A 20,492-nucleotide genomic window follows, 5' to 3' on the forward strand; every position below is an offset into this window, starting at 1 on the left:
TGAGATTCCTGCTTTCGCAGGAATTGATTACCCTTTTAACCAAGCTTGTCTTAAAGCTTTTTGTGCTTCAGTAGCGTTTTCATCTTCTACTAAAGATTTACTTTTAGCAGTGGCCTTTTCTAATGTACCTTTTAAAACAATAGCTTCACCATTACGCTCTAAATCTAAGCTGTATTCCTGGCCTTCTTGCCAGCTGTACATGCCAGTAATAACCTGTTCTGCGTTTTGTAAGGTTAAATCTTTTCCGTTTACTTTTTTGATGATATCACCTGCTTGCACTCCTTGAGAAGCCCAGAATGAATTCTTTAAAGCCATTGGCGAAAAGAAAATACCTTTGTTAGGATCACCATCAAAAATGATGTTTTGCCCACCAGCAAAAATGTAGTTTGTAGGTACTTCGCTTTCACCCTTTGTTAAACCAACCATTTCAAAAAACGCGTTGTAGTTAATTGGTACATCACCTTCCACATGTGTTTTTAAGAACTCACCAACGCTTGGGTAGGTCATTTCAGTAATTTCTGCAATGATTTTATCATCATCAAAAGGTTTTTCTTTACCGTATTTAGCTGATAATTCTTTCATTAAAGACAACATGCTTCTGTCGCCATCGCTTTCATTTCGCATTAAAATATCTATGCACATACCGATTAAAGCACCTTTCATATACACATTGTAGTAATTAGATGCATAAGGTTCCTCTAACACGTTTTCACTCATTACGGTGAAACTCATAGCATCATCTAAATTTTTAGATGTTGCTATTTTAGACATGATAGTATTGTAAAAATCCGTTGGCTCTATTAAACCTTCATAAACCTGAAAGTGTTGTGCAAAATACTCAGTTACACCTTCGTACATCCATAAATGTTTAGAGAATGTTGGTTTGTTATAATCGAAATAATGCACATCTTCTGAGTGTACCGATAATGGAGTTACAATATGAAAGAACTCATGCGCTACAACATCTATAATAGATGCCGCTAAACCTTCTTTGCTTGAAGACTCTGGTAACACAACCACTGTAGACGTGTGATGTTCTAAAGCTCCCATGCCTTTTGGTGCAGTATCAGAACCATCAGATAAGTATAAATAGATGTCGTAACGTGCTGTACTGTTAATATCACCTAAATACTTCTTTTGCGCCTGCATCATTTTATAAACCGTTTCTTTTTGGCTCGCTGCAGTATGCACTTTGTTTGGTGAATATACACTTAGTACAATTTTAATATCACCAACCATAAACTCTTCCACATCTAGTTTACCATACATCATAGGGTTGTCGGTAATTTCAAAATAACGCTGTGCGAAATAGCTACTGGTAATAGATTTACCATCTGCACTAGATTTCATGCCTCTGTCTTCTAAAGCCGAGGTTCTGACAAAGGTTGCTGGTGCAGTAACATCTAAAGCATATTGATTGTTTCTTAAAGAATCGAAATAACCAATAAATCCATGAAGATTTAATACATAGTTGTCTTCTTCAATATTTGTTCCTGCTGGAGAAAATGGGTTTTCACCACCTATTCCACCTGTAGATTCAATATCAAAAGTATCGTTAACGTAATAGGTTAATTTATCTAAATTGGTAGCATCTGCAATCGCCCAAGTGTTGGTATCTACTTTAGTTACCTCAAGCTCATTTCCGTTGTAATCTAAAGCTTTCATATCGTCTACATACTTCCCGAAATCACTAACAGAATATGTTCCCTGTACTACACGAGGCAATCTGTATGTTACCGTTTCTGTGGTAAAACGACCAGGATTAATGGTTACTGGCACTTTATCATCTACCACTGCTGTTAAATCTAATGCAGTTTCGATAGGATTATTAACTGCTAAATCATCTACTGTTGGCTTGGCTGAACCACAACCTACCAAAATTACACTTAAGCCTATAATGGCTAAATAGTTCTTCATGAATAAATATTTAATTTTTTTACGAGACGCACAAAACTACAATCTGTTACTACTATAAATCTAAAGGTTTTGTTAAATTCGTAGCATGTCTCAGCCATTAATCAGCATTTTAATTCCTTTTAAAAATACCGAAGCCTTTATTTCTGAATGTGTTACTTCTATAATTAATCAGACTTATACCAATTGGGAAGCTATTTTTGTAAATGATCATTCTGATGATGCGTCTTATACTATTGTTGAAAAATTTTCAGAAAATGACGACCGAATTCAATTATACAACAATAGACATGAAGGTATAATTTCTGCATTACAAACTGCTTTTAAAAACTGTAAAGGCTCTTATATCACCAGAATGGATAGCGATGATATAATGACCAAAAACAGACTTGAAGTAATGCTGAACAGTCTTTTAAAACACGGAAAATATCATCTTGCGGTTGGGCAAGTAAAGTATTTTAGAACTGACGGCATTAGCAATGGTTATGCACGCTACGAACGTTGGCTTAATGAACTTACCGAAAAAGGCAATAACTATTCTGAAATTTACAAAGAATGTGTAATCCCTTCACCTTGCTGGATGCTACATCGTGATGATTTTATAGCTTGTGAAGGTTTTGAGCCTAATCGTTATCCTGAAGATTATGATTTAACGTTTCGGTTTTACAGGGCAAAATATAAATGTATTCCTTGCGATAAGGTACTACTCTATTGGCGCGATTACAGTACACGAACGTCCAGAACGCACGAGCATTATGCGATAAATTACTTTTTGGATATTAAAGTACATTACTTCTTAGAATTGGATTATACACCAAAAAGGCCTTTGGTTGTTTGGGGCGCAGGAAAAAAAGGAAAAACTATAGCTAAGCTCTTAATTGAAAATGATATTTCGTTTTACTGGATTTGCAATAACAAAAAGAAAATAGGTAAAGATGTTTATGGACAAAAACTGTTAAATTTTAAATATTTAGAACAACTCAATCATCCGCAAAGTATTATTACGGTTGCCAATGAACAGGAACAAAAGAACATAAAACGCTTTTTTGAAAAACAAAAAATGCAGCCCATGAATGATTATTTTTTCTTTTGTTAAATTTCTCAAAAGCGCATTACACTTATCCTTTTTCATTTTCTATATTTGACAAACTAATAATGCCACAACAGGAATGCAGTTTAAACATCCCGAATTACTTTACGCACTTTTTTTACTGATAGTTCCTATACTTATTCACTTATTTCAGTTACGTCGTTTTCAGAAGGTACAATTTACCAACGTAAAATTCCTAAAAGCTGTAAAACTTCAAACTCGTAAAAGCTCGCAATTAAAAAAGTGGTTAACATTACTTACCAGAATGTTATTATTGGCTTGTGCTATTATTGCGTTTGCACAACCATTTATACCAAATACTGAAGATTTTAATGAAGCACAAGAAACCGTTGTGTATCTGGATAATTCATACAGTATGCAAGCGACTGGTAAAAACGGAAGTCTGCTAAATGAAGCCATTCAGGATATGATAAACAACTTTCCTGAGGATGAAAAAATAAGTCTGTTTACTAATACGCAAACCTTTAGAAACACAAGTTTAAAAGCTTTAAAAAATGATTTAATTCAATTAGAGCACTCACCTACGCAACTAAATTATGATGCGCTTTTTATTAAAGGTAAGCAACTGTTTTCGAAAGATTTAGCTTCAAAAAAGAATCTTGTTTTGGTTTCTGATTTTCAACAAAAGGAAAATCCAATAACATTTGAAACCGACAGCACCATTAACTTAAGTTTGGTACAACCAAAGTCAACTTTAGTTTCTAATGTAAGTATTGATAGTGTTTATGTTGCTAACTCTAATGCCGAAACTTTAGACTTAAATGTAAAGCTATCCAATCAAGGTGAAGCTATTGAGAATATAACAGTTTCCTTATTTAATGACGATGTTTTATTAGCAAAAAATGCTGTTGATATAAGTGAAAGTTCAGAAGCTACATTTTCGGTTTCTAACAATGCAGTAATTAATGGAAGATTAGTGATTGAAGATGCAAGTTTGCAATACGATAATAGCTTTTATTTTAATATTAATTCTAAACCAAAAATTAAGGTTCTTTCAATAAACGAAAATACTGATGATAATTTCTTAAAACGCATCTATACAGATGATGAATTTGAGTATAATTCTTTTAAAGAAAGTAGTCTTAATTTCAATTTAATTCCAGATCAAAATCTAATTGTTTTAAATGAGTTAGAAAGTATATCTGACGCTTTAAGAACAGCTCTTATTTCTTTTAAAAATGACGGAGGATATATTTTAACTATCCCTTCAAATAAAATAAACTTAAATACTTATAATCAGTTATTTAAAAATTTAAGCGCTTCTCAACTTTTAGCATTAAATAATCAGCAAAAACGTATCACTACGATTAACTATAATCATCCACTTTTGGCAAATGCATTTTATTCTAAAGTTAGTAATTTTCAGTACCCAAAAGTAGAATCTTCATATAGTTTTTCTTCAAACGCTAATAGTGTATTATCCTATGAAGATGGCAACGCTTTTTTAGTTGGAAATAATAGTACTTATTCGTTTTCGAGTGCCCTAAATGATGACAACTCAAACTTTAAAAATTCACCTTTAATAGTTCCTGTGCTTTACAATATTGGCAAGCAAAGTTTAAAGTTGCCACAACTCTATTACTCTATAGGACAATCAAACTCAATTGCAATTAACGCTGTTTTAGGTCAAGACGACATTTTAACGCTGGGTAATGCAGAAAATTCAATTATTCCGTTACAAAAAACCTACAGCAAAACTGTGGTATTAGAAACACAAGAGTATCCTGAAAATGCTGGTATATACGAAGTAAAAAACAAATCTGAAGTTATTCAAAACTTAAGTTTTAATTTCAACAGAGAAGAAAGTAATCTAAACTATTTAGACATTAAAACTATTGCAAATACATCTGTTAACGATAGCTTAGCCACAACCATAAACGACATAAAAAGTAGCTCAACTATTAATGCACTATGGAAATGGTTTGTTATTTTTGCGCTAGTATTTTTAATAATAGAGATACTTCTACTAAAATATCTTAAATGAACGCACTCATAAAATCTGCCACCATCGTTGATTCTAAAAGTGAATTTCACAACGAAACAGTAGATATTTTAATTGAAAAAGGTCGCATTTCTAAGATTTCTAAACGCATTTCTAATCCTGGTAATTACAAAGAAATTAAACTAGACAACCTACATGTTTCTCAAGGTTGGTTTGACAGCAGTGTTTCTTTTGGAGAACCAGGCTACGAAGAACGCGAAACCATAGAAAACGGTCTAAAAACTGCTGCTGAATCTGGTTTTACTGCTGTGGCGCTTAATGCAAATTCTAATCCAGTAATCGATAGTTTCGCTGATATTACTCTGGTGAAAGCAAAAGCCCAGAACAAAGCGACTAGCCTCTATCCTATTGGTGCTTTAACAAAAGCTAGTAATAGCACTGATTTGGCTGAGTTATTTGACATGAAAAACGCTGGAGCAGTTGCGTTTTATGATTATCAGAAACCTATTTCTAACCCAAATCTTATAAAGATTGCTTTACAATATGCGAGTAACTTTGATGGTTTAGTTTTGTCTTTTCCTCAAGAGTCTAAAATTTCTGGTCTTGGTGTGGTAAACGAAAATATAAACAGTACACGATTAGGCTTAAAAGGAAATCCTGGTTTAGCAGAAGAATTGCAAGTTGCCAGAGATTTGTTCCTTTTAGAATATACCGAAGGCAAACTACATATACCAACGATATCTACGGCTAAATCTGTAGAACTCATTAGAGAAGCTAAAGCCAAAAAACTTAATGTGACTTGTAGTGTAGCAATACACAATTTAGTATTAACAGATGATAGTCTAGAGGGATTTGACACTAGATATAAGGTTTTACCTCCACTAAGAACACAAAGCGATTGTGATGCTTTAATTGAAGGATTAAAAGACGGAACAATAGATATGGTAACCACAGACCATAACCCAATTGATATTGAGGATAAGAATGTAGAGTTTGATCATGCCAAATATGGAACCATAGGTTTAGAATCCGCTTTTGGTGCTTTGCAAACTGTTTTTACCACAAAGAAAGCGGTTAGTTTACTAACCCAAGGTAAAGCTAGATTTGGTGTACCTGAAACTTCAATAAATATTGGTGAAATGGCTAATTTAAGCTTGTTTAATCCTGATGGCAAATACCAGTTTAGTAAAGAAAACATTACTTCAAAATCAAAGAACAGTGCATTTCTTGGTATGGAGCTAAAAGGAAATGTTTACGGAGTAATCTCAAACAATAAAGTTGTCTTAAAATAATGAAACAAAATATAATTGACGAAGGCAAAACACTTGCACTAGTATCGTATCTAACGTTATTTGGCACTTTGATAGCCTTTTTTATGAATCAGGATAAGAAAAATCCCTTCACCTCTTTTCATATAAGACAAGCGTTAGGCTTAGGTTTGTTGTATATAATGATTGCTTTTGTTGTAAGTAGTTTTAATAGTATGAATATTAGTGGTGCCTTTTGGTTGTTCTTTTCGGTATTGTACCTCTATGGTATCTATGGAGCTATTACAGGCAAAACCAACAAGATTCCACTACTCGGTGATTTTTTTCAAAATTTCTTTAAAAATATTGGTCAATAACCATGACAAACCTTCACTATATAAAAAAGCCTAGTTCTTTATCTAACAATGCGCCTTTATTAATAATGTGTCATGGATACGGAAGCGATGAAAACGATTTATTTTCTTTTGCTTCAGAGCTTCCTGAAGAGTTATTCATTATTTCTCTAAGAGCACCTTATGCTATGCAACCCTATGGAAATGCATGGTATGCCATAAACTTTGATGCCGAAAAAGGAAAATGGAGCGATAATGTACAAGCTAGACAATCGGTAGATTTAATTGCCAATTTTATAGATTATGCTTGTGACACTTATTCTGTTAACAAAGATAACGTAACGCTTTTAGGGTTTAGTCAAGGAACTATTTTAAGCTTATCTGTAGCAATGAATTATCCTGAAAAACTAAAAAACATCGTAGCGCTTAGTGGTTATCTAAATGAAGAAATTTTGCCTGAAAAGATTGACAAAGACAAAGTTTCTCACTTAAATATTTTTAGTTCTCATGGTTATGTAGATCAGGTAATACCCGTAGAATGGGCAAGAAAAACACCAGAATATCTAAAGGCGTTAAATATAAATCATATTTATAAAGAATATCCTGTAGGACACGGAGTTGCACCTCAAAACTTTTATGATTTTAAAGACTGGTTAAAGCAATACCTCTAGCCTATTTTAGGATACATAAAGTATTCTACCAAAGTATACTTTAAGTCATTGTTTTCGTCTATATCGTATTTTACAAAGATTTCTCCCCAATATTCGCCGTCCGTAAAGTTGGCTAAAATCCATTTGTGATTTACAATTCTTATTTTGTTGATTAGCAATTTAGAACCAGTCATGGACACAAATGGCACAATAGGATGCTCTTCCCCTTCATAATCGTTCATATTATAAAGGCCTTCTCTAATAGCGTTTATCAATTCATCCGTATCATAGCCTTGAGCTACAAAGTAATCTAAAGCATTGTCATTTCTGTCAATATTAAAATAATTAAGCTCAAAATTTTGATCTTCTAGCTCAGTAATTGTCTTTTCTTGAGTTGCTATGGTATTTTTAAAAGTCTTTATGTCCTTTTCATATTTGTCTAAAATATTCTTAGAATTCACATATTGAAATATGAATGCTAATGCCGAAAAAATAAACAAGTACATAAAAATTCTATTCTTCATATCTATATTTTAAATGGTGATTTGTAGATTATCATACGCTAAAAAAACGTTCTCTGGCAATTTTTGTTGTACCTCATCATGAAAACCCATGTGGTGACTAATATGCGTTAAATAGGCACGTTTAGGTTTTACTTTATTAATAAAATTTAATGCTTCTTCAAGATTAAAATGAGACATGTGTGGTTCTTCCCTAAGTGCATTTATTACTAAAACTTCAAGACTTTTTAGCTTATCAATTTCTTCATCTGCAACCGTCTTCATATCTGTGAGATAGGCAAAATCCTTAAACCTAAAACCAAAAACCTGTAATTTATAATGTAATCCATCTATTGGAGTAACTTTTAAATTACCAAGCTTAAATGGTTTATTTTTTATGGTATGCGAAGTTACACTTGGTACACCTGGATACTTTTCCTTTGAGGTAAAAATGTAATCAAAGCGTTTTTTAAGAGCCTTAAATACACGCTTATGAGCATACAAATCGATATCGCCTTGTTTAAAGAAAAAAGGCCTAATATCATCCAAACCCATAGTATGGTCAGCGTGCTCGTGCGTAAAAACAATGCCATCTATTTTTGAGACATTTGCGTTAAGCATTTGTTGCCTAAAATCTGGCCCGCAATCTATGACATACACATAACCGTCCCACTCAACTAAAACTGAAACCCTTAATCGTTTATCCTTAGGATTTTTACTTAAACACACTGGATGTGTACTACCAATAATAGGTATACCTTGCGATGTTCCTGTGCCTAAAAATGTTACTTTCAAATGCATTTAAGTTTAAGAACAAAAATAAGGTTATTTTTTTGTTTGCAATACTAAATTAATACCTTTGCGATAACGAAGTAATCCCAATAACCATGGAAGAAATAACGTATAAAGGCGACTTTGAAATAGAAAATATTCCATCATTAAAAGACAAAGCCTTACGTATTAACCTAAATAAAGACATTTACGGTACTTTTGCCGAAATTGGCGCAGGACAAGAAACTGTACGTCAATTCTTTAGAGCTGGTGGTGCCTCTGGTACTATTGCAAAAGCCATGTCTGCCTACGATAAACACTTTAGTGATGCTATTTATGGTATTGAAGATGATAAGCGCTATGTTACAGAAGCGAGACTACGTAAAATGCTAATTCACGAAGTTAGTTTAATGGAACAGCGCATACCAAGAGACGACAATCCTAATAAGATTTTCTTCTCATATGCAAATACAGTTGCTACTATTGATTTTGCTAAGAAATACAAAGGACATGGTTGGGTTGGTATTAAATTTCAGGTAGAACCAGAAGGAGAATATAATGAAATTGTATTGCATATTCGTTTTAAAGAAAATGACGCTAGATTGCAACAAGAAACACTTGGAAAATTAGGAACTAACTTAATTTACGGTGCTTTTTATAAATACAATCAACCTAGAAAATTACTTCGCTATCTTTACGACCATTTAGATAAAGATCAGCTAGAAATTGATACGATCAACTTCTCTGGGCCAGTTTTTAATGACGTAGATAATAGATTAATGAGTTTACAACTCGTTAAAAATGGAATGACGGACGCTGTAATGTTTGCACCAGATGGGAATAATGTCTTACCTGCTCGTGTACTTTACAAGAAAAATATTTTAGCACTTAGAGGAAGCTTTAGACCTGTAACCAAAGTAAACATGGACATGTATGAGAAATCATATGAAATGTTTATAAAGGAAAATAAGGTAGAAAAGGATAATACTCAAGTAATTTTCGAAATCACGCTATCTAACCTTAGAGCAGAAGGCGAAATAGACGAACAGGATTTTATGGATAGAGCAAGATTGCTTTGTTCATTGGGTCAAACCGTGCTAATTTCTAATTTTCAGGAATATTACAAATTGGTTGAATACTTCTCTCAGTATACCAAAAGTAGAATGGGCCTTACCATGGGAGTGAGTAATCTTGTAGATATTTTTGATGAAAAATACTATCGTCATCTAAGTGGAGGAATATTAGAAGCTTTTGGTAAACTTTTCTATAAGGACTTAAGAGTATATCTCTACCCAATGCAAAACGATGATGGTAGCTTAACTACTAGTGAAAACTTAAAGGTACATCCACGTATGAAAGAGCTTTACAAGTTCTTTAAGTATAACGGTAAAGTAGTTGATATTACAGATTATGACGCCTCTAATCTTTCTGTTTTCTCAAGAAAAGTACTTAAGAAAATTTCAGAAGGTGATAATGATTGGGAAGAAATGTTACCAGAGGGAGTTGCTAAACTCATTAAAGAGAAAAGCTTATTTGGGTGCGAATCTGAAGAAGTTATTCATAAATAAAGTATTACTTTAATAAAAAAACGCAACCAAAAATTGGTTGCGTTTTTTTTATTAATGCTTCTATAATTTTACTCACTCAAAATTTGAGCTGTGTGTTCTTTTGTTTTTACCTTAGTTATTACATCTTCTAACACACCGTTCTCATCAATAACAAAAGTGGTTCTATGGATACCATCATACTCTTTTCCCATAAATTTTTTTGGTCCCCAAACACCAAATGCTTCAATGACAGCTTTATCTTCGTCTGCTAATAAAGGATACTGAAAACCGTACTTATTCTTAAAATTAGATTGACGTTTTGCACTATCTGCACTTACACCCAAGATTTCATAACCTTGAGATTTAAAACGCTCATAATTATCGTTAAAATTACAAGCCTCTGCGGTACAGCCTGGAGTACTTGCTTTTGGGTAAAAGAACACTACTAGCTTCTTTCCCTTATAATCTGATAATGAGATCGTATTTCCATCTTGATCTTTTGCCGAAAAATCTGGTGCTTTATCACCTACTTTTAAATGCGTCATAATTGCCTAATTTTCTTTTTTGTAAAAATACAATGATTGACCAAGCAAGAAAAGATAGATTTTGTTATAAATACGTTAAACTAGTCATCTGAGGTTACTTCTTCAAATAATAACTTCCATTGATGCATTATTTTATCTACTGAGTATCGCTTAATATTTTCACTGGCTCTTTCTCCCATATCCCTTCGGATATTTTCATTTTCAATTAAATTACATATTGATTCAGCTAAAAAATCAATATCATTTGGTGGCACAAGAATGCCGTCAACAGAATCTGAAATTATTTCTCTTGGTCCATAATCACAATCAAAAGACACAACCGGAATACCAAAAGACATTGCTTCTATAACTACTAATGGAAAAGCTTCTACCCTAGAACTACATACAAAAATTGATGACTCAAGATAAATATGAGACATATCTCTAGTATGCTCTTTAAAATCTACATGTTCAGAAATATTTAGTTTTTTGGCTAAAATATTAAGATCAGTATCATGAGTATGCTTTCCTACCATTTTTAGTGTCCAATCAGGATGCTGTTCTACAACACTTTGCCAACTTTTCAACAGCATATCAAACCCTTTGATTGGATCATGCCTACCAACAGCTAACACAACTTTGCTATCCAAGTTTGCTTTATTTCCATTTGCGTCAATTATAATAGGATTGCTTATAACATGAATATTTTTTAGTCCCTTCCAATCTACACCATGTGCTTTAGACAGTAATACAAACTTGTCATAATGTTTTCCTGCACCCTTGAGGAAAAGTTTCTTTATCTGGTTTTTAACTTTTGCTTTTAGTGATTTTCTTCCTGTTATTAGATTTAACGCTTTTAGATCATGTCTTTGGTAAATCATTTTATACTTACCTTTTAAAAATAATGGTAAATACAAATTGAAGATATCACTTTCGCAAACCATTACTATATCAGGATTTATAGTTTTAAAGGCTTTATTAATAGCTACTATCTTATTGTAATAGTATTTGACAATGCTTGAAGAAGATTTTAGAAAATGAAAATCGACAGCACCATCAATTTCGTAAAAGCTTTTTTCCTCGTTTTTATTCTGATTCAAAAGAATTAAATCAACGTTATAATAGTAATTCTTTATAAAATAGTTAATCTGAAATGTAACCATCCTTTGAATACCAGATGTACCATTGATTTTATTTACGATATAGGCTAGCTTCACTTTAATTATTCAATATTCAACTAATTGCAATTAAATTTTAAGATTTTGATTTTGCCATCAAAATAATAATCTAATTACTTGTTAAAGAGTGAAATATTAAGGATTAACTGGGTTATTTCATTGCAAAAAAGTACTTTCTAATCTTTCGTTTTTATAAGATTTCAAAACCAATTTATTTAAATTTGTTATTCTTAACCCAATTACTAATGACTAAACAAGAAAAGGTAGATTTTGTTATAAAAACATTGAACAAACTTTATCCTGAAATTCCAATACCTTTAGACCATAAAGATCCATATACTTTATTAATAGCTGTACTTATGTCTGCACAAAGTACAGATGTACGCGTTAATCAAATTACACCGCTTTTGTTTGAAAGAGCCGATAATCCTTACGATATGGTAAAACTTAGTGTAGAAGAAATTAGAGAGATTATAAAACCTGTTGGCTTATCGCCTATGAAAAGTAAAGGCATTTACGGGTTATCTCAAATTCTTATTGATAAACACAACGGTGAGGTCCCTCAAACTTACGAAGAACTTGAAGCTTTACCTGCAGTTGGTCATAAAACGGCTGCTGTAGTATTATCACAAGCCTTTGGAATACCCGCGTTTCCTGTAGATACACACATTCATCGATTAATGTATCGTTGGAATTTAACCAATGGTAAAAACGTAGTTCAAACCGAAAAAGACGCTAAACGTTTATTTCCTAAAGAGTTATGGAACGACCTTCATCTTCAAATTATTTGGTATGGTAGAGAATATTCACCTGCTCGTGGTTGGGATTTAGAAAAGGATATCATCACAAAAACTATTGGCAGAAAATCGGTTTTAAATGATTATTATAAAAAGAAAAGATAGTTGTTAGTTGGTATAATTATTGATGATTTTTCAGGAAACTATCAATCAATGAAAAGAGCTTCAATAATCTTAATTTCATTACTATTATCATCTTGTATACCCTATAAAATTGCGCCTAGATTTAAAAATGAAGATTACAAGGTAATGAAAGCTAAAAAGTTTCAGAGAAAACTTGCTAAAGAAACTTCATTTATTTTTAAAGATCCTAAAGATGCTGATGAATTTTATAATTACATAAATACTAAATATAGTCTTAACCATAATGATGTTGGGCTAAATTCACCTATTCAAATTAATGATAAAACCTACTTCTTTACCTATCATGAAGTAGAGCGAACAGACCAAACAGCAAATGTTGGTCTGGTGGTTACAGATTTAGTTCTAGATGAAAAACTAGGCGTTACAGCTTTTGAAAAAAATTATTCTAGCAGAAAAGGGCATTGGTATATCGTTATTACAGTTTATGACGAAAATTTAAAAAACTGCTTACTAGACAAACATCCTAACAAAACAGAAGTGCTTCAATATTTAAAAGATATGCAACAGGAATATCTTAAAACTCATAACTACGAAGAATTATTATTCACAAAAAAATCCTGATTTTTCAATCAGGATTTCTTCCAACTTAATTCTGAAGTGCTTCAAACTTCAATTTATTATAATGTATAACACTTAAAGCCTTTGAGTAATTCAAAAGGAAACTTATCGTTTCATCTTTTGGTTTTAGGTTATTATTCTTTTTTGGGGAAGCGTTAAAGTAAATGTTTGCCATATTACCAATTTTAGGTTTATTATATGGCTAAAACGCAACTAAAAACACTTTATTGTATTAATTTGTTAAAATTATATTATTCTGCTCTATTACTTTGCGCATATTAATAAGTGCATAACGCATTCTTCCTAGTGCAGTATTAATACTTACACCTGTACGCTCAGATATTTCTTTAAAGCTCATATCTTGGTACATACGCATTAAAAGTACTTGCTTTTGATCTTCAGGTAATTCTTCGATAACACGTCTAACATCTGACTCTACCTGATCTTTGATCATACTTTTTTCAGCATTGAGACTAGAATCGCTTAACACAGAAAAAATACTAAACTCACCTGTATTATCAAACTTAGGCATACGACTGTTTTTTCTAAAATGATCAATTACAAGGTTGTGAGCAATTCGCATTAGCCATGGTAAAAACTTTCCTTCTTCGTTATATTTTCCTCGTTTTAAAGTTCTAATGACTTTGATAAAGGTATCCTGAAAAATGTCTTCAGTAATATCTCTATCGTAAACTTTGGAATAAATAAAACTATAGATTTTCTGCTTGTGCCTTTCTATCAATACCGAAAGTGCACTTTCGTCTCCTCTAATATAGTTGCTGACCAACTCTGCGTCTTGGATAAGTTCTTTTTTCATAATATTACTCTTAGTAGCCAGAAGCGAACTTCTGTGCAAGGGGTTAAATTTTATAAAGTAATATTATGCTATACGCAGTTGTTTTTTTAAATAATTATGTGGTAAATATAACAACAATCATTCCGAAAAAACAAAATTTCACACCAAATTTTAACATTTTATCTAACAATAACGCATTTTATCAGCTTAAATAGATAACGTATCTTTGCAAAATTATATATGCAAAATTCCTATGAACACTACAGTTTTAGATGTTAACCCAAAAGAAAATATCATTATAAAAGGTGCAAAACTGCATAACTTAAAAAATATTGATGTTGTCATTCCCAGAAACAAATTGGTCGTAATTACTGGACTATCAGGATCTGGAAAATCTAGCTTAGCTTTTGACACCTTATATGCTGAAGGTCAGCGTCGTTACGTAGAAAGTTTATCGAGTTATGCACGTCAATTTTTAGGTCGATTAAACAAACCAAAAGTAGATTATATTAAAGGTATAGCTCCTGCTATAGCTATAGAGCAAAAAGTAAACTCTACAAATCCACGCTCTACAGTTGGTACAACGACAGAAATCTACGATTATTTAAAGTTATTATTTGCCAGAATTGGCAGAACCTACTCACCTATTTCTGGTAATGAAGTTAAAAAACATACCGTTACAGATGTTATAGAGTTTATAAAAACATTCGAAGAACGATCTAAGCTACTTCTACTCTCTCCTATTATTTTAGAAGAAGGTAGAACTGTTGAAAATAAACTTCAAACCTTACTACAACAAGGGTACGCAAGAATAAAGTACAAAGATGATGTGCTCAGAATTGATGATGCTTTAAAACAAAACACAACATCTACCGACGACTTATATCTTGTAGTCGATAGAATAGTTTACAAAGACGATGAAGATTTTCTTAACAGACTCGCAGATGCTATTGGCACAGCCTTTTTTGAAGGTGTTGGCACTTGTATTATCGAGTCTTTAGAAGACAACATGCAAACTGTTTTTAATAATAAGTTTGAATTAGATGGCATGACGTTCTTAGAACCTAATGTTCATCTGTTCAGTTTTAACAACCCTTATGGAGCGTGCCCAAAATGTGAAGGTTATGGTGATGTTATAGGCTTAGATGAAGATTTGGTGATACCCAATACAGCGCTTTCAATTTATGAAAATGCTATTTTTCCATGGCGAGGAGAAAGTATGAGTTGGTACAGAGATCAGTTGGTGAATAACTCGCATAAATTCGATTTTCCTATACACAAACCTTATTTTGAACTGAGTGACGAGCAAAAAGATTTAATCTGGAAAGGCAACAAATATTTTGAAGGTTTAGACAGTTTCTTTGCTGAATTAGAATCCAAAGCTTATAAAATTCAGAATCGTGTAATGCTATCGCGTTACAGAGGAAAAACAAAATGTAATGTTTGTAAAGGAAAACGCTTACGTGAAGAAGCCAACTATGTAAAGATTAATGGAGCAACCATTACAGATTTGGTAGACCTTCCTCTCAATGAATTGACTGTATTTTTCGAGGATTTAAAATTAAATGAATACGAAGAAAAAATTGCTAAGCGTCTACTAACCGAAATTAATACACGATTAGAATTTTTAACTAATGTAGGTTTAAGCTACCTAACCCTAAACCGAAGATCTAATACCTTATCTGGAGGTGAAAGCCAGCGTATTAACCTGGCAACCTCTTTAGGTAGTAGCCTTGTTGGTTCTATGTACATACTCGATGAACCGAGTATTGGCTTACATCCTAAAGATACCGAACGCTTAATCAATGTTTTAAAAGCCTTGCGTGATCTTGGTAATACCGTAATTGTAGTAGAACACGATGAAGACATTATGAAAGCTGCTGACGAAATCATTGACATTGGTCCTGAAGCAGGAACGTTTGGTGGTGAAGTTGTAGCTACAGGAACGTTTAAAGACATTTTAACTTCAGACTCATTAACAGCACAATATCTCAATGGACAGTTAGAAATTAAAGTTCCTGAAAAGCGTAAAACATCCAAATATCATATAGATATTGTTGGAGCCAGAGAAAATAACTTAAAAAATATTGATGTTACTTTTCCTCTTGAAATGCTCACAGTTATTACAGGTGTTTCGGGTAGTGGTAAAAGTACGTTGGTAAAGAAAATTCTGTTTCCTTCAATACAAAAGAAACTCACAGGCTTTAGTGATAAAGCTGGTCAGTTTAGTGAAATGAAAGGAAATTTCAGCAACATAAAACATGTAGAATTTGTTGACCAAAACCCTATTGGTCGTTCGTCGCGCTCAAATCCTGTAACTTACGTTAAGGCCTACGATGATATTAGAGCACTATATGCCTCGCAAAAACTAAGCAAAATAAGAAATTACAAAGCCAAGCATTTTAGTTTTAATGTTGATGGTGGACGATGCGAAACCTGTAAAGGTGAGGGTGAAGTAACTATTGAAATGCAGTTTATGGCAGATGTGCACCTTACTTGTGATACTTGTGGCGGTAAACGTTTTAAGAAAGAAGTGTTAGAAGTTCAGTTTGAAGGAAAATCAATCGATGATATTTTAAATATGACTATTGATGATGCTATTGCATTCTTTCAATCACACAACGAAACTAAAATACAGGGCAAATTAAAGCCGCTACAAGATGTTGGTCTAGGTTATGTTACCTTAGGTCAGTCCTCTTCTACCCTTTCTGGTGGTGAAGCTCAGCGTATAAAATTAGCAACATTTTTAGGTAAAGGCAGTAAAAGCGACAATGCCCTTTTTATTTTTGATGAGCCAACTACAGGATTGCATTTTCACGATATTCAGAAGTTATTAAAATCTTTTAGAGCATTAATAGCAAAAGGCCATTCAATCATAGTTATTGAGCACAATATAGATCTTATAAAGTGTGCTGACCACATCATAGACTTAGGACCTGAAGGTGGAAAACAAGGTGGACAACTAGTAGCTTTTGGCACTCCAGAAGCAATAGTTTCTAACAAAAATTCTGTAACAGGCGAATATTTGCGCGAAAAACTCTAGTTTTTTAATAGACTAAGAAAGCAAATAAAAACAAGAATGTCGCTGCAAGAGGTGTCACAAAGGCGAGAAAAGTAAATGTGGCAACGCTACATTTAAACCAAGTTATAAACCATCCTTGGTCATAGAAACGTTTTAAAGCGACCATAAGATAAACAAATGTAGATAATGCAATGAGCCAATCAATTCCATCAGGTATGTCCCAGATATAATTGATTCCAAAAATTATACTGAATACCATAAATAAAAACGAGAAAAAGTAAAAACTAAAAACCAAATGATGGGCATATGGACCTTTACGAAAATATAATAGTTTAATAAACAGTGCAAAAAGCGGTAAAAGGAAAAACATGGCAATAGGTATTGTATCGTAAAAAGCTCTTAAAATATTACCACCTTCTCTAGATTTGTAAAACTTTAGACTCTTCTCGTAAAACTTTCTTGTCAACCAACCATCATCATCATTTAATCCCATATACCTGTATATTTCGTCATCAGAAACGTTTGCATTAATCAAGGAATCTATCTCAACTTGGTTAAAGTTGAATGGAGAATTTATATTCTTTTGATTTTTATTAGTTCTTTTAATAGAATCGACTTCCTCACTAGTCACTTCGACTAGAGCTTTATTTATTTCTAGAGTTTCTTTATCATTAGCATCATTTATAGATTCATTCTTTTTGGCTTCGATAGAATCGTTTATCTCTGTTATTTCTTTATCAAATGTCTTTTTTAGTTCTTTATTTATAACATCGCTTTGTTTTCGGGCTGTAAAAGAAAAAATAAAAAAGAAAACAACCGAGATAAACAGATACATCTGTGCAGGATGCAAATACAACAAACGTTTTCCTCTTATGAACTCTTTAGCCAAATAACCTGGCCTAAACATTAAAGGAATAAAACTTTTTAAAAACCGAGCATCAAAAGAAAAGTAATTACTTATGGTGTTATAAAACAGTACTCCAAGGGTAAGTTCGTCATTAGTTTTTTGTCCACAATGCGGACAAAACTTAAAACCCTTTTCATATTGCTGTTCACAATTTTGACAAGTATCTAGGTTGGCACTCATAAGTGTTAGTTAGCTTCACTAAAAGTAATCATTTTTATAATACTATCCTTTTTTTCATTTCCAGTTATTTAAGAAAAGACATAATTATATAACATCTAAAACACTGAATAACAAACTTTTGAAATCTTGGCACGTTAATTGGATTTTCTAAAGCATTAGACCCTAAAATTCTAGATAAGCTAGAATTGGGTAAATCTTAAAAACCTATACATTATGAAAAGTAAATTACTTTTTATGGCAATGGTGTTAGTAGGACTAACATCTGCCACAGCAACAACAGCAGGAGATGCTGTTTTAAATGGGGAAGATTTAAAAACTAATCGTTTTGGTTTTACACAGCCTATTTCGTTTGTAGAGCGAGGTGTGGAATTTTTAATCTTTCCAGACGGAAGCTTTGATTTTAATACCGAAGTATTAACCACTAATCCTGGTAATGACGATTTCTATTACAGACGAAATAGACGAAGTACAAACAGTACCTATGGTGCCCCAAACACAAGTCAATATCATACTAGAGGTGTTATAGTTACACATGACCGATTGGGCAGAGTAAGACGAATTGGTAACGTGTTTATTAACTACGACAGACAAGGAAGAATAAAACGTGCAGGTACAGTATATATGACTTATAGACGTGGACAACTGAAACAAGTTGGTGGACTAAGAATTCTTTATAACAGATATGGTACGGTCATCGGAACCAGAGGTTTTGTAAATCATAATAATATTGGAAACGGTATACATGAGTCAGATCATCATTACCCTTATACTTATGGAGATGATTGGAACAATGATTGGAATGATAATGAATTTTACTATTACCGAAAGAACGGCAAGGTAAAAAAGCAAATAAAGATTAAAGCATAATAAACCATTACAATTAATCTAATGGTTTCTAAACCCTGAATATTTCCCCAAGTAATTCAGGGTTTTTATATTTTTTAATAAAGAACTAAATATCAATATATTAAGTTTTTTGGCACACTGTTTGTTTTGTACATAACGAGTTTAATTTAAAACCCTTTATTATGAAACGGATTCTATTTTTATTTGCAAGTTTAGTGGCTTTTTCCACAGCTGCATTCGCAACCACCACAACAACATCAGAGGCTGATGCTTCAACAAATAACTATGTGAGAGGTTATAGTAATTCTTTCATATTTACAGAAGGTGGTATTGAGTTTTCTGTTTACCGAGATGGTCAGTTCGACTTTTACATTCCACAATATGGGCCAGATGTAAATGTTGGTATTGATACACCAGGTTTTACGCTTAGCTTTAACTCAGGGTTTAACTACAACCCATATGTACAATACGATAGCTTTGGTGCCATTATTCAAATTGAAAATACACCAATCTTCTATGATTTTTACGGAAGGGTAAACCAAATCGGAGATATTTTCATCACCTATAACAGTTTTAACAGAATCAATAGAATAGGTGGATTAAATGTGTATTACAGAAACAATGTATTTTGGAGGTACGATGGGTTTATCAATATATACAACAGAGCTTATATTTACAGACCATGGCACAGATTCTACATTATTCCACCAGTAAACTTCTGTGTAGTAAATGTAAATCCGTACAGACAGTTTTATTCACCTGTAAGACATATTTGGTACAGACCTTATAGAAACAATGTTAGATACTATAATGTTAATGTTGGTAGACGAGGAAATACTCAGGTTGTGAGACGAAACAGTAGTAATAGTTATGCGCAAACACCTAGAAACAGAAGTGAGCGTACAATACAAAGAACGGTTACCAGAAGAAATGCTGAAATCACTAGAACGCGTACTACACGTTTAGCTGAACAAAATACAACACGTACAACTAGAAGTACTACAACACGCACAACTAGAAGCACAACATCTCGTAATTCTGAAGCTGGTACATCACGTAGTGTTACAAGAGATAATAACAGCTCTGGAACACGTTCTACGAATCGTATATCTTCGCCAAGTACAAGAAGCAACAACGATAGTAGAAGCATTAGAACTACAAGATCTAATACAAGAGTGTCATCACCTACAAGGTCTACACGCTCTAATAGTATCTCTAGAAGTACAAATTCTAGAAATAATGTGACTAGAAGCAATAGTTCTGTGTCTAATAAAGTGAAGCGAACAAAAAACACTTCGATATCAAAACCAAATAGCACTAATTCTCGTACATATAGTAGAAGTAGTTCTCAAAATAACAGACAACGAAGTACAGTTCAAAACAAAAGAAAGTCATCTTCAGTTTCGGCAAGATCTAACACAAGTAGAAAAAGTAACCAAAGCTCTACCAGATCAAGCTCAAGACGAACTAGAGGATAAAAGATAAAACATGATTTTTTTGGTTGG

General features: G+C 32.7%; 19 protein-coding genes. 11 read left to right on the plus strand and 8 right to left on the minus strand.

Annotated elements, in window-relative coordinates; translation table 11 throughout:
• Positions 1 to 27: 27 nt before the first annotated feature.
• Complete coding sequence (locus FC091_RS09710; RefSeq protein WP_138434081.1) at positions 28 to 1,917, minus strand: M61 family metallopeptidase; 1,890 nt, start codon at positions 1,915 to 1,917, stop codon at positions 28 to 30.
• 85 nt (positions 1,918 to 2,002) lie between these two features.
• On the opposite strand from FC091_RS09710, the gene FC091_RS09715 reads away from it, so the two are divergent.
• The 5 genes from FC091_RS09715 (at position 2,003) to FC091_RS09735 (ending at position 7,238) form a co-directional block, all read left to right on the plus strand.
• Complete coding sequence (locus FC091_RS09715) at positions 2,003 to 3,010, plus strand: glycosyltransferase family 2 protein (RefSeq protein ID WP_138434082.1); 1,008 nt, start codon at positions 2,003 to 2,005, stop codon at positions 3,008 to 3,010.
• Positions 3,011 to 3,083: 73 nt separating this feature from the next.
• Entirely contained in the window at positions 3,084 to 5,009 is a 1,926-nt protein-coding gene (locus FC091_RS09720) for a BatA domain-containing protein (RefSeq protein ID WP_138434083.1), read from the plus strand.
• Positions 5,006 to 6,259 (plus strand): dihydroorotase, encoded by a 1,254-nt coding sequence (locus tag FC091_RS09725; RefSeq protein ID WP_138434084.1) that lies wholly within the window; start codon positions 5,006 to 5,008, stop codon positions 6,257 to 6,259. The genes FC091_RS09720 and FC091_RS09725 overlap by 4 nt, the downstream gene beginning before the upstream one ends.
• Positions 6,259 to 6,591 carry a hypothetical protein gene (locus FC091_RS09730; protein WP_138434085.1) on the plus strand — a complete coding sequence of 111 codons (333 nt, stop codon included), beginning with the start codon at positions 6,259 to 6,261 and terminating at the stop codon, positions 6,589 to 6,591. Before FC091_RS09725 ends, FC091_RS09730 begins: the two co-directional genes overlap by 1 nt.
• Before the next feature lie 2 nt (positions 6,592 to 6,593).
• Positions 6,594 to 7,238 carry an alpha/beta hydrolase gene (locus tag FC091_RS09735; RefSeq protein WP_138434086.1) on the plus strand — a complete coding sequence of 215 codons (645 nt, stop codon included), beginning with the start codon at positions 6,594 to 6,596 and terminating at the stop codon, positions 7,236 to 7,238.
• On the opposite strand, the gene FC091_RS09740 is transcribed toward FC091_RS09735, so the two are convergent.
• Positions 7,235 to 7,741: a hydrolase gene (locus FC091_RS09740; RefSeq protein ID WP_246035858.1), complete on the minus strand. Its 507-nt coding sequence runs from the start codon at positions 7,739 to 7,741 to the stop codon at positions 7,235 to 7,237. The genes FC091_RS09735 and FC091_RS09740 overlap by 4 nt on opposite strands.
• Before the next feature lie 9 nt (positions 7,742 to 7,750).
• Entirely contained in the window at positions 7,751 to 8,512 is a 762-nt protein-coding gene (locus FC091_RS09745; protein WP_138434087.1) for an MBL fold metallo-hydrolase, read from the minus strand.
• 92 nt (positions 8,513 to 8,604) lie between these two features.
• On the opposite strand from FC091_RS09745, the gene FC091_RS09750 reads away from it, so the two are divergent.
• Positions 8,605 to 10,056 carry a TonB-dependent receptor gene (locus tag FC091_RS09750; protein WP_138434088.1) on the plus strand — a complete coding sequence of 484 codons (1,452 nt, stop codon included), beginning with the start codon at positions 8,605 to 8,607 and terminating at the stop codon, positions 10,054 to 10,056.
• Positions 10,057 to 10,124: 68 nt separating this feature from the next.
• Here FC091_RS09750 and bcp read toward each other — a convergent pair whose 3' ends face one another.
• Together bcp and FC091_RS09760 are read right to left on the minus strand one after the other, a co-directional pair.
• Positions 10,125 to 10,580 carry a thioredoxin-dependent thiol peroxidase gene (gene bcp / locus FC091_RS09755; RefSeq protein WP_138434089.1) on the minus strand — a complete coding sequence of 152 codons (456 nt, stop codon included), beginning with the start codon at positions 10,578 to 10,580 and terminating at the stop codon, positions 10,125 to 10,127.
• An 80-nt stretch (positions 10,581 to 10,660) separates the two neighbouring features.
• Positions 10,661 to 11,776, minus strand: a complete 1,116-nt coding sequence (locus FC091_RS09760; RefSeq protein ID WP_138434090.1) for a glycosyltransferase family 4 protein — start codon at positions 11,774 to 11,776, stop codon at positions 10,661 to 10,663.
• A gap of 206 nt (positions 11,777 to 11,982) precedes the next feature.
• Between FC091_RS09760 and FC091_RS09765 the strand changes: the two genes are divergently transcribed.
• Positions 11,983 to 12,639, plus strand: a complete 657-nt coding sequence (locus FC091_RS09765; protein ID WP_138434091.1) for an endonuclease III domain-containing protein — start codon at positions 11,983 to 11,985, stop codon at positions 12,637 to 12,639.
• 48 nt (positions 12,640 to 12,687) lie between these two features.
• On the plus strand, positions 12,688 to 13,239 hold the full coding sequence (locus FC091_RS09770) for a hypothetical protein (protein ID WP_138434092.1): 552 nt from the start codon (positions 12,688 to 12,690) through the stop codon (positions 13,237 to 13,239).
• Positions 13,240 to 13,264: 25 nt separating this feature from the next.
• Here the strand turns inward: FC091_RS09770 and FC091_RS15220 are convergent, their stop codons facing one another.
• Both FC091_RS15220 and FC091_RS09775 read right to left on the minus strand, forming a co-directional pair.
• Positions 13,265 to 13,411 (minus strand): hypothetical protein, encoded by a 147-nt coding sequence (locus tag FC091_RS15220; RefSeq protein WP_171032501.1) that lies wholly within the window; start codon positions 13,409 to 13,411, stop codon positions 13,265 to 13,267.
• Positions 13,412 to 13,468: 57 nt separating this feature from the next.
• Positions 13,469 to 14,053, minus strand: a complete 585-nt coding sequence (locus FC091_RS09775; protein ID WP_138434093.1) for an RNA polymerase sigma factor — start codon at positions 14,051 to 14,053, stop codon at positions 13,469 to 13,471.
• A gap of 232 nt (positions 14,054 to 14,285) precedes the next feature.
• Here FC091_RS09775 and uvrA point away from each other — a divergent pair, with 232 nt between their 5' ends.
• On the plus strand, positions 14,286 to 17,075 hold the full coding sequence (gene uvrA / locus FC091_RS09780; protein WP_138434094.1) for an excinuclease ABC subunit UvrA: 2,790 nt from the start codon (positions 14,286 to 14,288) through the stop codon (positions 17,073 to 17,075).
• Positions 17,076 to 17,079: 4 nt separating this feature from the next.
• On the opposite strand, the gene FC091_RS09785 is transcribed toward uvrA, so the two are convergent.
• Entirely contained in the window at positions 17,080 to 18,141 is a 1,062-nt protein-coding gene (locus tag FC091_RS09785; RefSeq protein WP_138434095.1) for a DUF3667 domain-containing protein, read from the minus strand.
• A gap of 213 nt (positions 18,142 to 18,354) precedes the next feature.
• Here FC091_RS09785 and FC091_RS09790 point away from each other — a divergent pair, with 213 nt between their 5' ends.
• Positions 18,355 to 19,008 carry a hypothetical protein gene (locus FC091_RS09790; RefSeq protein WP_138434096.1) on the plus strand — a complete coding sequence of 218 codons (654 nt, stop codon included), beginning with the start codon at positions 18,355 to 18,357 and terminating at the stop codon, positions 19,006 to 19,008.
• Between the two features lie 161 nt (positions 19,009 to 19,169).
• Positions 19,170 to 20,465: a hypothetical protein gene (locus FC091_RS09795; RefSeq protein WP_138434097.1), complete on the plus strand. Its 1,296-nt coding sequence runs from the start codon at positions 19,170 to 19,172 to the stop codon at positions 20,463 to 20,465.
• The last annotated feature ends 27 nt before the right edge of the window (positions 20,466 to 20,492 follow it).

The sequence above is a fragment of the Winogradskyella algicola genome (assembly GCF_005869935.1).
In the GTDB taxonomy this organism is placed as follows: domain Bacteria; phylum Bacteroidota; class Bacteroidia; order Flavobacteriales; family Flavobacteriaceae; genus Winogradskyella; species Winogradskyella algicola.